The sequence below is a fragment of the Mesorhizobium sp. P160219 genome (assembly GCF_057786095.1).
Map to the genome: position 1 here is coordinate 1,431,158 of NZ_JBYNWG010000001.1, position 13,839 is coordinate 1,444,996.

14 protein-coding genes are annotated in these 13,839 nt (G+C 63.4%); 6 read left to right on the forward strand and 8 right to left on the reverse strand.

Going from position 1 to position 13,839, the window contains the following annotated elements; translation table 11 throughout:
- The first annotated feature begins 69 nt into the window (after positions 1 to 69).
- Positions 70 to 771 (forward strand): sulfate transporter family protein, encoded by a 702-nt coding sequence (locus tag AC3EMP_RS07060; protein ID WP_352597289.1) that lies wholly within the window; start codon positions 70 to 72, stop codon positions 769 to 771.
- A gap of 5 nt (positions 772 to 776) precedes the next feature.
- Here the strand turns inward: AC3EMP_RS07060 and AC3EMP_RS07065 are convergent, their stop codons facing one another.
- The 6 genes from AC3EMP_RS07065 to AC3EMP_RS07090 form a co-directional block, all read right to left on the reverse strand.
- Positions 777 to 1,775: a proline racemase family protein gene (locus tag AC3EMP_RS07065; protein WP_352597288.1), complete on the reverse strand. Its 999-nt coding sequence runs from the start codon at positions 1,773 to 1,775 to the stop codon at positions 777 to 779.
- A gap of 12 nt (positions 1,776 to 1,787) precedes the next feature.
- On the reverse strand, positions 1,788 to 2,591 hold the full coding sequence (locus AC3EMP_RS07070) for an isocitrate lyase/PEP mutase family protein (RefSeq protein WP_352597287.1): 804 nt from the start codon (positions 2,589 to 2,591) through the stop codon (positions 1,788 to 1,790).
- Positions 2,592 to 2,668: 77 nt separating this feature from the next.
- The gene (locus AC3EMP_RS07075; RefSeq protein ID WP_352597286.1) at positions 2,669 to 3,487 is read right to left on the reverse strand and encodes a hypothetical protein; all 819 of its coding nucleotides are present in this window, start codon (positions 3,485 to 3,487) and stop codon (positions 2,669 to 2,671) included.
- Between the two features lie 176 nt (positions 3,488 to 3,663).
- Positions 3,664 to 4,323 carry an HAD family hydrolase gene (locus AC3EMP_RS07080; protein WP_352461785.1) on the reverse strand — a complete coding sequence of 220 codons (660 nt, stop codon included), beginning with the start codon at positions 4,321 to 4,323 and terminating at the stop codon, positions 3,664 to 3,666.
- Between the two features lies 1 nt (position 4,324).
- Positions 4,325 to 4,810 carry a dUTP diphosphatase gene (gene dut, locus AC3EMP_RS07085; RefSeq protein WP_023672879.1) on the reverse strand — a complete coding sequence of 162 codons (486 nt, stop codon included), beginning with the start codon at positions 4,808 to 4,810 and terminating at the stop codon, positions 4,325 to 4,327.
- Between the two features lie 85 nt (positions 4,811 to 4,895).
- A complete protein-coding gene (locus AC3EMP_RS07090) occupies positions 4,896 to 5,366 on the reverse strand; it encodes an Lrp/AsnC family transcriptional regulator (protein ID WP_023672880.1) in 471 nt (156 codons plus the stop codon).
- Between the two features lie 113 nt (positions 5,367 to 5,479).
- Between AC3EMP_RS07090 and AC3EMP_RS07095 the strand changes: the two genes are divergently transcribed.
- The 3 genes from AC3EMP_RS07095 (at position 5,480) to AC3EMP_RS07105 (ending at position 8,219) form a co-directional block, all read left to right on the forward strand.
- Complete coding sequence (locus AC3EMP_RS07095; RefSeq protein ID WP_023685117.1) at positions 5,480 to 5,734, forward strand: DUF6356 family protein; 255 nt, start codon at positions 5,480 to 5,482, stop codon at positions 5,732 to 5,734.
- 15 nt (positions 5,735 to 5,749) lie between these two features.
- The gene (locus AC3EMP_RS07100) at positions 5,750 to 6,544 is read left to right on the forward strand and encodes a class II glutamine amidotransferase (RefSeq protein ID WP_023685116.1); all 795 of its coding nucleotides are present in this window, start codon (positions 5,750 to 5,752) and stop codon (positions 6,542 to 6,544) included.
- A gap of 301 nt (positions 6,545 to 6,845) precedes the next feature.
- Complete coding sequence (locus tag AC3EMP_RS07105) at positions 6,846 to 8,219, forward strand: amidase (RefSeq protein WP_023685115.1); 1,374 nt, start codon at positions 6,846 to 6,848, stop codon at positions 8,217 to 8,219.
- Here the strand turns inward: AC3EMP_RS07105 and AC3EMP_RS07110 are convergent.
- On the reverse strand, positions 8,213 to 9,286 hold the full coding sequence (locus tag AC3EMP_RS07110) for an NAD(P)/FAD-dependent oxidoreductase (protein WP_023715579.1): 1,074 nt from the start codon (positions 9,284 to 9,286) through the stop codon (positions 8,213 to 8,215). The genes AC3EMP_RS07105 and AC3EMP_RS07110 overlap by 7 nt on opposite strands.
- A gap of 140 nt (positions 9,287 to 9,426) precedes the next feature.
- Here AC3EMP_RS07110 and AC3EMP_RS07115 point away from each other — a divergent pair, with 140 nt between their 5' ends.
- On the forward strand, positions 9,427 to 11,019 hold the full coding sequence (locus tag AC3EMP_RS07115; RefSeq protein WP_023715580.1) for a peptide chain release factor 3: 1,593 nt from the start codon (positions 9,427 to 9,429) through the stop codon (positions 11,017 to 11,019).
- Positions 11,020 to 11,182: 163 nt separating this feature from the next.
- Here the strand turns inward: AC3EMP_RS07115 and AC3EMP_RS07120 are convergent, their stop codons facing one another.
- The gene (locus AC3EMP_RS07120) at positions 11,183 to 11,668 is read right to left on the reverse strand and encodes a VOC family protein (RefSeq protein WP_023715581.1); all 486 of its coding nucleotides are present in this window, start codon (positions 11,666 to 11,668) and stop codon (positions 11,183 to 11,185) included.
- 271 nt (positions 11,669 to 11,939) lie between these two features.
- On the opposite strand from AC3EMP_RS07120, the gene ilvD reads away from it, so the two are divergent.
- Positions 11,940 to 13,784 carry a dihydroxy-acid dehydratase gene (gene ilvD / locus AC3EMP_RS07125; RefSeq protein WP_023715582.1) on the forward strand — a complete coding sequence of 615 codons (1,845 nt, stop codon included), beginning with the start codon at positions 11,940 to 11,942 and terminating at the stop codon, positions 13,782 to 13,784.
- The last annotated feature ends 55 nt before the right edge of the window (positions 13,785 to 13,839 follow it).

Here is a 13,839-nt window from a genome sequence, read left to right on the forward strand (position 1 = left end):
GCAGGCTTGCGGCTGACAGGGTCTCCGCCTATGTCGGAGATATCCGTTTGTTCCTGGGGGTGAAACGCCGTGATCTCCAACGCTGCCCGCGCCGCCTTCAGCCGGCTGTTTTCTCCCGAATTCCGCGCGGTTTTCCTGAAGACGCTGGGCTTGACCGTCCTGGCGCTGGTCGCCTTGTGGTTCGTCTTGACCGGGCTTGTCGATTGGCTGGCCCTGCCATGGGTTCACTCCTTGCTGCCCGGCCTGCCGTCCTGGGCCGGATGGCTGAGCGGCATCATCGCTGCCATCGCGCTTGCCTTCGGGATGGCGCTGCTGATCGCGCCGGTGACGGCAATCGTGGCGGGCCTGTTTCTCGAAGACATCGCCGAAGTGGTCGAGCGCACCGACTATCCGGCCGATCCCGTCGGACGCGCCATGCCGGCGCTGCGCTCGCTCGTGTTGTCGGTGAAATTCTTCGGCGTTGTCATCCTGGGCAACATCGTCGCCCTGCTGCTTCTGTTGGTTCCGGGCGTCAACATCGCCGCCTTCTTCATCGTCAACGGCTATCTGCTGGGACGTGAATTCTTCGAATTCGCCGCCATGCGCTTCCGCCCGGAAGACGAGGCGAGGGCGTTGCGCCGGAAACATGCCGGCACCGTGTTTCTGGCCGGGCTGCTCATTGCCGCCTTTCTCGCCGTGCCCCTGCTCAACCTGCTGACGCCGCTCTTTGCCGCCGCCATGATGGTGCATCTGCACAAGGCGGTCGGCGCGCGGGAGAGCGCCGGGCGATAGGCCTATCAACGCAGAAGAAAACCGCGTCCCAATTCGTCATCCGGCTCGACGGTGAATTCCGCCCGGCCCGAATAGTAGGCGTGGCCGCCGACGCGGGCGATGATCGCATCATGCGGGCCGGCCATGGTCGTGCGCGCCACCGCTCCGGAAAAGCGCGAGCCGGCGATGCTTTCGAAGGACCGCTCCTGACCAGGGTTGATCTCACCCTTGGCATGCATTGCCGCCAGCCGCGCGGTGACGCCGGAGCCGGTCGGCGAGCGGTCGACCTCGGCATCGGCAAAGACGCAGATGTTTTTTGTTGCCTCGCCGGAGAACGCATCGTGTCCATCGGTGAGGATGGTGCCGTAGAGGAAAGCGAGATCGGCATGGTCGGGATGCGATAGAGGGAACGCCGCCTTCAGCCGTTCGGTCAGCGCGGTTGCCGCGTCGACGAAATCGCGCACCCGGCTGCGGCCGAACTCCAGGCCGAATTGATGGCAGTCGGCCAGCGCGTAGAAGGCGCCGCCATAGGCGATGTCGAACGCAATCTTGCCGTATCCCCCCAATTCGATTTGTTGGTCATGGGCAAACAGAAAGGCCGGCACGCTTTCGAACGACACCGATCCCGCTTTGCCGTCCCTGACCTCGACCGAGGCGACGACCATGCCGCACGGCGCCTCGATGTTGACGGTGGTGATTGGCTCCTGCTTGACCACCAGCCCTTCGTCGACGGCGTAGCGGCCAAGCGCAATGATGGCGTGGCCGCACATCGTCGAATAGCCCTCGTTGTGCATAAACAGCACGGCCAGCTCGGCGCCGGGCAGGTCGGGCTCCACCAGCAGCGCGCCATACATGTCGTAGTGGCCGCGCGGCTCGAAGATCAGCAGCTTGCGCAAATGGTCGAGGTGGTCGCGCACATAGGCACGCTTTTCCAGGATCGTGCCTTTGGGAATGTCTGGATAGCCGTCCGTGACGATCCTGAGCGGCTCACCGCCGGTGTGCATGTCGACGACGGTGAGCGTCATGCGCCGGGACCCCTACCCTGAGGATTTGGAAAACAGCGCCTGCAATTTGCCGAACGGCATGGCGGCCCGGGTGAAGCCGAACGTGCCGTCCTGCTGGATCTCGCGCGCTGCGGTTTCCAGCATGCCGAAGGCGAAATTGGTCAGCCACGGACCGAGCGAGATGCGCTTGACCCCGGCCATGGCAAGGTCGGCGATGGTGAAGGCCGACAGTGCCATGACGTTGACCGGCCTGCTCACCGCCGAGCAGACTTTCTGCGTGGTCTCGACATCTTTGAGGCCGGGCGCATAGAGCACATCGGCGCCGGCCTTTTCGAAGGCCTGCAGCCGCTTGATCGTGTCGTCGAGATCCGGTTTGCCCCAAAGGAAATTCTCGGCCCGTGCGGTGAAGACGAAATCATGCTTGAGCGCCCGTGCGGCTTCAGCAGCAGCTGCAACGCGCTCGACGGCGTGTGAAAACTCATAGATGGGCTTGTCGGGATCGCCGGTATGGTCCTCGATCGAGCAGCCGGCGAGACCTGCCGCTTCGGCCGCAAAAACCGTCTCGGCGGCACTCGTCGCGCTGTCGCCCTTGCCTTTCTCGAGATCGGCCGACACCGGCAGGCTGGTTGCCGCCGTCAGCTCGCGGCAATGGTGGATCATCGCCTCGAAGGTCACTGCGCCATCGGGCAGGCCGCGCGAGAAGGCAAAACCGGCGCTGGTCGTCGCCAGCGCCTTGAAGCCGAAGGAGGCCAGGAGCTTGGTCGTGCCGACATCCCAGGGGTTGGGCATGACGAAGGTCGAGGCGTGCAGGTCGCGAAAGATCTTGCCCTTGTCCATGAGTGCTCCCTTCAGATGCGGAAATGCCGGCAGATTCTATCGTGCAGAAATGCACCGGGCAAACGAATGCGGTTGGCTCAGAAGCGTTTGGCGTTCTCTCCTGCCAATCTGTCCAGCGCGTCGGAATCCTTGACGTAGTGCAACGTCTTCTTGTCCCAATGATAGGCAACGGAAATTGCGTGGGCTTCAGGCTTGGGCGGCTGGCCGTCGCAGCTCTCGCCGTTGAGCACCGTGGCGTCGGTCACCGTCACTTTGACCGCGGCATAAGGCTGCCCGTCAGCGATCGTCTGGAAAGCAACGTCCTGCTTGCGGCTGTAGGCGCACAGGTTCTCATCGAAGGTGAAGATCATGTCGATCAGTTGGAATTTGTCGTCGCGCACCATGATCAGCGGCGTGATCGCGTAGTTTTGGCTTGAATTGAAATGCGCGCTCATGGTGATCACGATGTCGTCGTTCGGCCCAACGGAAAGCTTGCCCGGTTCACGGAAATAGGTGCCGCGGTCGAGCGCGACATTGACGACGTCGAGCAGCTTCGGCCTGTCTGTGATGTCGTAGAGCGCCAGCACGGCATAGCCTTCGGCGCTGTCGGGAGAGTCGCCGAGGTCGTAGAGCATCGCCAGCCGGTCCTTACCCCCGGCCTTGATGGCGAGCACGCCGGCGTTGGAGAGGCCCGATGTCTCAGGCGGCGAACCGCCGCCATCCGGTCCCTCGATGTGGCGCATCTCGATCGGCAATCCACCCCGGTAGAAACCGTTGCTGTCACCTGCGAGGCCGGGAATGACCATCCTTGCGAGGTCCAGATAGGTCACATCCATGTGACCGGGGATGGCGCTGCCGAATTCCGGGAAGCTGACGGCTTGCGCGCTGGCTGCGGTCCAAAGCCACGGCAGCAGCACAAGCGCTAGAGCAATTTCAGGAAAAGTGTGTGCGGTTTTCCGGCCGGAAATTGCGACAAAACAAAAAGATAGAGCGGTTCGCCGTTTCCATGAAACGGTGAAACGCTTTAGGATGGAGCGAAGCAGGTTCGTTGGCATGGGTGCCTCAGGCTGGCCGCGCGGAACCTAACACAGCTTCAGTGGATCGGCACCAGCCCGGCAAGTTCGCGCATGTCGTCGAACAGGACGCCGCCGGCGCTGGCCAGGCCATCGCGGTCGGAATAGGGATCGCCATGATAGGAATAGACACGCATGCCGGCGGCAATGCCGGCCTGCGTGCCGGCAACGCTGTCCTCGATGACGATGCAGTCGGCCGACGCAAAACCCATGGTCTTTGCCGCATGCAGGAACAGGTCCGGGAACGGCTTGCCGCGGCTGACCATGGTCGAAGAGAACATGGCATGCTCGAACAGCGGCAGCAGCCCGGTCTGGCCGAGCGTGATGTGCATCTTCGAGATACGCGCGGAAGTGGCGACGCAATAGGGAATGCCGGCCGCGCGAACCGCCTCGATGAAGTCGCGCACGTAGGGGATCGCCTCGACGCCATGCGCAAACAGATCGGGCAGGCCGGCATTCCAGCGATCTACGAAATCGGCGCCGAGCCGCACCGTGGTCGTCTCTTCGATTTCCTTCTGCACCGAAGCCATGCTGCGGCCGGAAAAATATTTGCGGCAATATTCGAATGTGGTGGGATAACCGGCGGCAACAAACCACTCGGCAAGCCGCCGGTTGGCAAGGTTCTCGGTGTCGACCAGGATGCCGTCGCAGTCGAAGATGACCAGTTTCGGTATGCTCATTTCAGGCGGTGCCGGTCGATCCGAACCCGCCCGCGCCGCGCGTCGTGGCGCCGGCCAGCGAGCGCTCCTCAACCGTCACCTGCGTCACCGCGGCAAAGACGATCTGGGCAATGCGCATGCCGCGCGTCACCGCGAAATCCTCGTCGCCAAGGTTGATCAGCAGCACCTTGACCTCGCCGCGATAGTCGCTGTCGACCGTGCCCGGTGAATTGAGGACGGTCAGCCCATGCTTGAAGGCAAGGCCGGAGCGCGGCCGCACCTGGCCTTCCATTCCTTCGGGAATTTCCAGGATCAGACCGGTCGGCACCAAGGCGCGCTTGCCAGGCAGGATCAGCAGCGGCCGGTCTTCCGGCACCGCGGCGCGCAGATCCATGCCGGCGGCGCCGGTGCTTTCATAGGCGGGAAGGGGAAGTCCATCTCCATGCGGCAACCTGACGAAGCCGACAGTGGGACCAATGACGGAGGAATTTTGGAAGGCTGCGCGCATAAAATCGATCCTATCGGCGCGAACGGCGATTCGGTCAACTCGTCCGCAGGCCAATCAACGGCTTTCTTTCAGGCGTCAGTGTGACCTAGCGCAATTCCATCGGAACGACGGTCGTCTCCTTGATCTCCTCCATGACGAAGGAGGCCGAAACGTCCGACAGCGCCACCTTGGCGATCAGCCGCTGATAGAGCCGGTCATAGGCCTTCATGTCAGCGACGCGGGCGCGCAGCACGTAGTCGAGATCGCCGGACATGCGATAGACCCCGGTGATCTCGGGAAAACCGGTCACCGCCGCACGGAACTTCTGCAGCCAGTCCGGGTCATGATTGGAGGTGCGGATCAGGATGAACACCGAAAGTCCGAGCCCGAGCTTGTCGGCATCGACCAGCGCCACCCGTCCGGTGATGACGCCGTCCTCTTCCAGCCGCTTGACCCGGCGCCAGCAGGCGTTGCGCGACAGCGACACTTTTTCGGAGAGCTGATCGACCGATAGTGTGCCGTCGCGTTGCAGCTCGGCCAGCAATCTTCGGTCGATTTCATCAAATTCAAGCGCCATGTGGGATGAATGTCCCGAACCACGGCGTTAGACAAGGACAAATTGAGACCGATGAACCTTTACCCCGTGGCAGGATACCCACATCGGGGCTTATCCCGGCAGGAGGGATCACCATGACGACGCTGTTTTCGAAGCTGTTCACCTCTCACCCGGCCAAGGTGGGCGAGACCTATTTCAGCCATATGGCCTTTGCCGCCTGGTTCTGCTCGCGCCTCCTGATGGCCGCTGGTGCGGCACTCGTTCACGCTTTCTTGCCGTTTCTCTTCGAAACTACGGCAAGCCGAATCGTTCGCGAACTCTACGAGCGGACGCACAACAGAGGCTCGCACGCGGTCAAGGAGCCCCAGGCTCTCTTGGATCGCGCCTAGGATTGGTTAGAAGCCATGTGCCGATGGGCGGCCTATCTGGGTGAAGCGGTCTTCCTCGAAGACGTCGTCACCGCACCTTGCCACTCGCTGATCGCCCAGAGCCATTGCGCCCAGGAAGCCAAGTCGCCGACCAATGGCGACGGTTTCGGCCTTGCCTGGTATGGCGACCGGCCCGAGCCCGGCCTCTACCGCGACATCCTGCCGGCCTGGTCGGATCCCAATCTGAAAAGCCTATGCCGGCAGATCAAATCCGGCCTGTTCCTCGCCCATGTCAGGGCGTCGACCGGCGGCGCCACCAGCCGCATGAACTGCCATCCCTTCATCTCCGGCAACTGGTCGTTCATGCACAACGGCCAGATCGGCGGCTTCGAAAAGATCCGCCGCGCGCTGGAGAACTCGCTCTCTGACGCCGTCTTCGACCAGCGCGAGGGCACCACCGATTCCGAATTGTTTTTCCTGCTGATGATCGACGAGGGTCTTGCTGGCGACCCGCAAGGGGCAGTATCGCGCGCCACCGCTCGGGTTCTGGAGGCGTCACGCCACGCCGGTCTCGAACCGGCCTTGAAACTCACTGCAGCCCTTTCCGATGGGCGCGCGCTCTATGCCGTGCGCTACGCAAGCGATGCCCACGCACCGACGCTGTACACGTCGCTCCGCAACGGCGGTCGTTGCATCGTGTCCGAACCCTTCGACCGCGAAGGCGGCGACTGGCAGGCGATCCCGCCGGCGAGTTTTGTCACGATCACTGGCGATGGGATGAGCATTCGGCCGTTCGTGCCGGCTGTGGCAAGGCTGGCACTGGTCGTCTAGGCCCTAGTCTAAGCCGCATTCCTTCGCGCCCCCCTCTGTCCTGCCGGACATCTCCCCCACGAGGGGGGAGATTGGAGGTCACGGCGGCCTTCGCCAATTTTCAACGCAGGAAAAGGGGCGCCGAAGCCAAAGCTGCCAATCTCCCCCCAAAGTGGGGGAGATGTCCGGCAGGACAGAGGGGGGCGCCGTAGAGCGCCAACCTCAACCGACCGGCAAGCGCAATTTTGATCAAGCGCCGATGATCTCCGAATGCTGAACTTGGTTTTAAACCGCGATACGTTTGGCAGCAGCCGGAGCAATCATGGACCTCGCCTTTTCCTCTACCATCGATCTCGCCGCCGCAATCGCGGCGCGAAAGATCTCCGCCGTCGAAGCTCTGGACGCCCATCTGGTCCAAATCGACCGACACAACGAGGCCGTCAACGCCATCGTCAATCTCGACCGCGAAGGCGCCCGTGAGCGCGCTGAAAACGCCGACGTGGCATTGGCGCATGGCGATGCGCTCGGCTCGCTGCATGGCGTGCCCTTCACCCTGAAGGATACGCACGAAACGGCCGACATGAAGACCACGGTTGGTTTCGCACCATTCGCCGACTATGTGGCAAAGGCAGACAGCCCGGTCGTCGCCCGATTGAAAGCCGCAGGCGGCATCCTGATTGGAAAGACCAATGTCGCGACGATGCTGGGCGACTGGCAATCGGACAATCCGCTGTTCGGTCGCACCAGCAATCCGTGGAACCGATCGCGCACGTCAGGCGGGTCCAGCGGTGGCGCAGCGGCAGCGGTGGCGACCGGCATGACGCCGTTCGATGTCGGCACCGACATGCAGGATTCGATCCGCCTGCCGTCGGCTTTTTGCGGCGTCTACGGGTTGAAACCGACCGAGCACCGCGTGTCCCTGGCCGGCGCCCTCCCCGATCCGAACGGCGCGGCGCGTAGCGTGCGGCTGATGTCCTGCCTCGGCCCGCTGGCGCGCAGCGTGGAGGATCTTGCGCTGATCTACAAAATCATCGCCGGCCCGGACGGAGCAGACACCGACCTCGCGCCGGTGCCCGTAGAGGCCATGCCCAGGCTCGACCTCAAGACATTGCGCATCGCCGTCGCGCCGTCCTTCCCCGGCTTTCCGGTGGCTGGTAAAATCGCTGCCGCGGTCGAAAGCCTGGCCAAGCGGTTGCAATCAGCAGGGGTGATTGTGGAAGAAGCGAACTTGCCTGAGATCGATCTGCATGACGATCTGGAGCAGGGCGGCGATCTGATCGGCATGATGCTGGAGGCAGCGCAGCCCGAACCGCCGGAGCAGCCAACGCCGATCACCAATTGGTTCGAGGCGCTCGCTCGCCGCGACCGCTCGATCCTGGCCTGGGACAGGTTCTTCGAAACCTGCGATGCCTTGCTGTGCCCGGTCGCCATGACCACGGCCTTCGCGCATTGTGAGCCCGGCACGCCGATCGAAGTCGACGGCAAGGAGCTAAGCTATTGGATGCTACCGGCCTATGGCGCGGTCTTCAATTATTCCGGCCATCCGGCACTCTCGCTGCCCTGCGGGCAAGACCGCGACGGCCTGCCCATCGGCCTGCAACTGGTCGGCAAGCGCTGGTCGGAATCGCGCCTGCTTGGCATCGGGAAGGCAATCGAAGCGCTGACCGGCGGCTTCAAGCGTCCGCCGGGCTACTGAGCAAACCGACCCAACCCATAAGGCCTCAGCAGCGGATCACGCTCACCGTCGAGAATTTCGCGCGTGGCGAACAGCCCGACCGCCGGCGCAAGCGTTATGCCGGAATGCATGACGGCGACATAGAGGCCGCCGACGCCCTCGGCGCGGCCGATGATCGGAAAGCCGTCGATCGGCGTCGGCCGGTAGCCAACCGTGTGAAATTCGAATTCCAGCCCGTCGGCGCCGCGCAAGGCCGCCTTCATTGCTGCGAACAAATCGCGCGCCGTGGCGTCGGGGTTCTCACCTGGATCGCCGCCGGCGAAATCCGAGCCGGCAATGATGCGGCCCTCCGCCGTCTGGCGCATATGCAGCTTTTCGGCATGCACCAGCCCGTTGAGCAGCTTCTTGTATGGCCGCGAGTGGACGATCAGGCCGGGCGGGGTCTCGATAGGTAGCTTGATGCCGGCGGTAGCGGCAATATCGGGCGCCCCGACGCCGGCTGCGATCACCACCTCTTCGGCTGCCATCAGCCCATGCGATGTATCGACACCGGTAATCCTGCCATAGGTCTGGACAAGTGCGGTTACAGAACTGGAGAGAACGCGCGCACCTTGCCGTTCTGCGTCGGCCAGCAGCGCCTTGGCCGCTGCGACCGGTTCGGCCACGCCTTCTTCAGCGACATAGACAGCCAATTCCGGTGGCTCGACGAGACTGGGCTCGATTTGCGCTGCCCGCCCGGCGTCGACGCGTTCGATGCCGTAACCCCAGGAAGCGTGCTCAGCCGCGTAGGCTTCGAGCCTGCCTGCCGGCAGATCCCAGCACAGCCCGCCGCACCAGGCGAGCGGCAGGCCGGGCAGCTCGTTTGCCAGCCGCTTCCATTCGGCCATCGCACGGATGCGCAGCCGGAAATAGATTTCGGGATTGCCCCAGCTGGCGTTGATCCAGGCAAAGGAGTTTGGCGTGGCGACGCCGCCGGCACCACTATCGGAAATCACAGTCACCCGCGCCCCGGCCTTGGTCAGGTGCCAGGCGATGGACGCCCCGATAATGCCGGCGCCGATGACGATGACTTCTTTAGCGCTGCTCATACCGGACCTCTCAAATTGGGCTCCTCTGATGCCACCGCAGCGGGTTAAGCTCAAGGGCGGTCGAGGCCTGCCGGCCCGAAACGGTCGACAGGCTGGCAATGCGCTGCTAGAAGCCCGCGCCACAGACAGGATTCCAGAAATTGGCTGAAGACATCGAACAGGCGGTATCGCGCCGCCGCACTTTCGCGATCATCGCCCACCCCGACGCCGGCAAGACGACGCTCACCGAAAAGCTGCTGCTGTTCGGCGGCGCCATCCAGCTTGCCGGCGAGGTCAAGGCCAAGAAGGACCGCATCCAGACCCGGTCCGACTGGATGAAGATCGAGCGCGAGCGCGGCATTTCGGTCGTCACTTCGGTGATGACCTTCGAATACGAGGACAATGTCTTCAACCTGCTCGACACGCCAGGTCACGAAGATTTCGCCGACGACACCTATCGTACGCTCTCGGCGGTCGACTCGGCCGTCATGGTCATCGACGCCGCCAAGGGCATCGAGCCGCGCACGCTGAAACTGTTCGAAGTCTGCCGGCTGCGCGACATCCCGATCATCACCTTCATCAACAAGATGGACCGCGAAAGCCGCGACCCGTTCGAAATTCTCGACGAGATCGAGCAGAAGTTGGCGCTGGACACCGCCCCCATCACCTGGCCGATCGGCCGCGGCAAGACTTTTGCCGGCACCTACCACCTGGCGCTCAACGCTGTGCGCAGGGGCGATGCCGAGAAAGACCGCACGCCGGTCAACGGCCCCGACTCCAACCGCGTCGCCGGCCTGCTGCCGGAAAACGAGCGCGAAGCCTTCATCGAGGAGCTGGAACTCGCGCGCGAGGCCTGCCGACCTCTTGATATTGACGCGTTCCGTGAGGGCCATCTGACGCCGGTCTATTTCGGCTCGGCGCTGCGCAATTACGGCGTGCGCGACCTGATCGAGGCGCTCGGCGCCTTCGGCCCGCCGCCGCGTGCGCAGGACGCAGACACCCGCAAGGTCGAGGCGACGGAGGAGAAGATGACGTCCTTCGTGTTCAAGATCCAGGCCAATATGGACCCCAACCATCGCGACCGCATCGCCTTCGTGCGCGTCTGTTCGGGCAAGCTCGAGCGCGGCATGAAGGCCAAGCTGGTGCGCACCGGCAAGCCGATGAGCCTGTCGGCGCCGCAGTTCTTCTTTGCCCGCACCCGCGTCACCGCCGACGAAGCGTTTGCCGGCGATGTCGTCGGCATTCCCAACCACGGCACGCTGCGTATCGGCGATACGCTGACCGAAGGCGAGGAGATACTGTTCCGCGGCGTACCCAACTTCGCGCCGGAAATCCTGCGCCGTGTGCGCCTCGGCGACGCGATGAAGGCGAAAAAACTCAAGGAAGCGCTGCACCAGATGGCCGAGGAAGGCGTCGTGCAGCTGTTTTCGCCCGAGGATGGCTCACCTGCCATCGTCGGTGTCGTCGGCGCGTTGCAGCTCGACGTTTTGAAGGAGCGGCTGAATTTCGAATACACGCTGCCGGTCGAATTCGAAATGTCGCGCTTTTCGGTCTGCCGCTGGATTTCGGCCGACGACAAGGCCGAAACACTTCGCTTCATCGAAGCGCATCGCGGCGACATCGCCCGCGACCTCGACAACGACCCTGTGTTTCTGGCCCAGCACGCCTTCTCGCTGAACTACGAAGCCGAACGCTGGAGGGCGATCCGCTTCGCCACCATCAAGGACTACCAGGTCCGCGACAAGGCGGCGTAAGGCGCCCCTTTTCCTTCTGCCCGCTTACGCGGAGAAGGTGCCCGAAGGGCGGATGAGGGGCAGCGCCGACCTTGAAGGGTCAATTGGCTCCAACGCGCGCCGGCCGTTCGCATGGCTCAGGGCGTTCGAAGCTCGAAAAGCCAACCAATTGGCTTTTCGTCCGCTACGCGGACCCCTTCTCACCCTCCGCAGCTTCCTCGATCTTGGCAATATCGATCTTGCTCATCTGCATCATCGCCGACATCACCCGCCCGGCCTTGGCCCGGTCCGGATCCAGAAGCAAGCGCGGCAGTTGCTCCGGCACGACTTGCCAGGAGACGCCGAACTTGTCCTTCAGCCAGCTGCATTGCGACGGTTCGCCGCCGCCTTCGATGAGCTTGTCCCAGAAATAATCGACCTCTTCCTGGGTCTTGCAGTCGATCGACTGTGACATCGCCTCGTTGAACTTGAATTGCGGTCCGCCGTTCAGTGCCTGGAACTGCACGCCGTCGAGTTCGAACGTGGTCACCAGCGCCTTGCCGGCATCGGCATGGCCTTCGGGCCAACGCAGCACGCTCAGCACCTTCGAATTCTTGAAGATGGAGACGTAGAAATTCATCGCCTCTTCGGCCTGGCCATCGAACCACAGGCAGGTGGTGATCTTTTGCATGTCATGCTCCTCGGGGTGTTTTGTTGCGGTTACAGGTGAAGCGGCTGACTTATAGAAATGGTGCCATTCCCTTGCCGTCGTCCCAAGGACGAATGCCGGGCTAGCGATCCGACACTGGCCGGCAATCTTTTTCGAACCCTGATTTTCAGCGAGACTCTGGCGCATTGCAAAAATGTGGTCAGACCATACTTGCCGGTCTATAAACCCTGCGATCCAAGTTCCGCGCCGCCACGCTCCGCACCGGGCGCAGCCAGCCAGCCAAGGAAAATTCATGCCTGCCTATCGCTCCCGCACCACCACCCACGGCCGCAACATGGCCGGCGCCCGCGGCCTGTGGCGCGCCACAGGCATGAAGGACTCGGATTTCGGCAAGCCGATCATTGCGGTGGTCAACTCCTTCACCCAGTTCGTGCCCGGCCATGTGCATCTGAAGGACCTTGGCCAGCTGGTGGCGCGCGAGATCGAGAAGGCGGGCGGCGTCGCCAAGGAATTCAACACCATCGCCGTCGATGACGGCATCGCCATGGGCCATGACGGCATGCTCTATTCGCTACCATCGCGCGAGCTGATCGCGGACTCGGTCGAATATATGGTCAACGCGCATTGCGCCGATGCCATGGTCTGCATCTCCAATTGCGACAAGATCACGCCCGGCATGCTGATGGCCTCCTTGCGCCTCAATATCCCAAGCGTCTTCGTCTCCGGGGGGCCGATGGAAGCCGGCAAGGTGGTGCTCGCCGGCAAGACACAAGCGCTCGACCTGGTCGACGCCATGGTTGCCGCCGCCGACGACAAGATCTCCGACGAGGACGTCAAGGTCATCGAACGCTCGGCCTGCCCGACCTGCGGCTCGTGCTCCGGCATGTTCACCGCCAATTCGATGAATTGCCTGACCGAGGCGCTCGGCCTGTCGCTACCCGGCAATGGCTCGACCCTCGCAACCCACGCCGACCGCAAGCGGCTGTTCGTCGAGGCCGGCCATCTCATCGTCGATCTCGCCCAGCGCTACTACGAGCAGGATGATGAGTCGGCACTGCCGCGCAGCATCGCCTCCAAAGGCGCCTTCGAGAACGCCATGACGCTCGATATCGCCATGGGCGGCTCGACCAACACCGTGCTGCATATCCTGGCCGCCGCCCATGAGGGCGAGGTCGATTTCACCATGGAAGACATCGACCGGCTGTCACGCCGCGTTCCGGTGCTGTGCAAGGTCGCACCAGCCAAGTCCGACGTGCATATGGAAGACGTCCACCGCGCCGGCGGCATCATGGCGATCCTCGGCCAGCTCGACAATGCCGGGCTGCTCAACCGCAACCTGCCCACGGTGCATACGGCAAGCCTCGGCGAAGCGCTTGACCATTGGGACATCTCCCGCACCTCGAGCCAGAGCGTCCGCGACTTCTTTCTCGCCGCTCCGGGTGGCGTGCCGACACAGGTCGCCTTCAGCCAGGACCGCCGCTGGGACGAGCTCGACCTCGACCGCGAGAAGGGCGTCATCCGTTCGGCCGAAACGCCGTTCTCCAGAGACGGCGGGCTTGCGGTTCTGAAAGGCAATCTCGCGCTCGACGGCTGCATCGTGAAGACCGCCGGGGTCGACGAGTCGATCCTGAAGTTCACCGGCCCGGCCCGCGTGTTCGAAAGCCAGGACGCTTCCGTCAAAGCGATCCTGTCCAACGAGATCAAGGCCGGCGATGTCGTCGTCATCCGCTATGAAGGGCCGCGTGGCGGCCCCGGCATGCAGGAAATGCTCTACCCCACCAGCTATCTGAAGTCAAAAGGCCTCGGCAAAGCCTGCGCGCTGGTCACCGACGGCCGCTTCTCGGGCGGCACATCAGGCCTGTCGATCGGCCATGCCTCACCGGAGGCGGCCGAAGGCGGATTGATCGGGCTGGTGCAAGAGGGCGACACGATCGAGATCGACATCCCCAACCGCACCATACGTCTGGCGGTCAGTGACGCCGAGCTAGATGCGCGCCGCGCGGCCATGGAGGCAAAGGGCGCCATGGCCTGGAAGCCCGAGGAAAAGCGCAAGCGCAAGGTGACGACCGCGCTGCGCGCTTACGCAGCCTTCGCCACCAGCGCAGACAAGGGCGCGGTGAGGCACGTGCCGCAGTGAGGGGTGCGGCGCCGACCCCCACCCCGCTGCTGCGCAGCGACCCTCCCCACAAGGG

Bases quoted from the DNA above. Each gene is read 5' to 3' on its own strand.
- AC3EMP_RS07065 (WP_352597288.1), bottom strand. From the start codon at position 1,775: ATGACGCTCACCGTCGTCGACATGCACACCGGCGGTGAGCCGCTCAGG.
- AC3EMP_RS07070 (WP_352597287.1), bottom strand. From the start codon at position 2,591: ATGGACAAGGGCAAGATCTTTCGCGACCTGCACGCCTCGACCTTCGTC.
- AC3EMP_RS07080 (WP_352461785.1), bottom strand. From the start codon at position 4,323: ATGAGCATACCGAAACTGGTCATCTTCGACTGCGACGGCATCCTGGTC.
- dut (WP_023672879.1), bottom strand. From the start codon at position 4,810: ATGCGCGCAGCCTTCCAAAATTCCTCCGTCATTGGTCCCACTGTCGGC.
- AC3EMP_RS07090 (WP_023672880.1), bottom strand. From the start codon at position 5,366: ATGGCGCTTGAATTTGATGAAATCGACCGAAGATTGCTGGCCGAGCTG.
- AC3EMP_RS07095 (WP_023685117.1), top strand. From the start codon at position 5,480: ATGACGACGCTGTTTTCGAAGCTGTTCACCTCTCACCCGGCCAAGGTG.
- AC3EMP_RS07100 (WP_023685116.1), top strand. From the start codon at position 5,750: ATGTGCCGATGGGCGGCCTATCTGGGTGAAGCGGTCTTCCTCGAAGAC.
- AC3EMP_RS07105 (WP_023685115.1), top strand. From the start codon at position 6,846: ATGGACCTCGCCTTTTCCTCTACCATCGATCTCGCCGCCGCAATCGCG.
- AC3EMP_RS07110 (WP_023715579.1), bottom strand. From the start codon at position 9,286: ATGAGCAGCGCTAAAGAAGTCATCGTCATCGGCGCCGGCATTATCGGG.
- AC3EMP_RS07120 (WP_023715581.1), bottom strand. From the start codon at position 11,668: ATGCAAAAGATCACCACCTGCCTGTGGTTCGATGGCCAGGCCGAAGAG.
- ilvD (WP_023715582.1), top strand. From the start codon at position 11,940: ATGCCTGCCTATCGCTCCCGCACCACCACCCACGGCCGCAACATGGCC.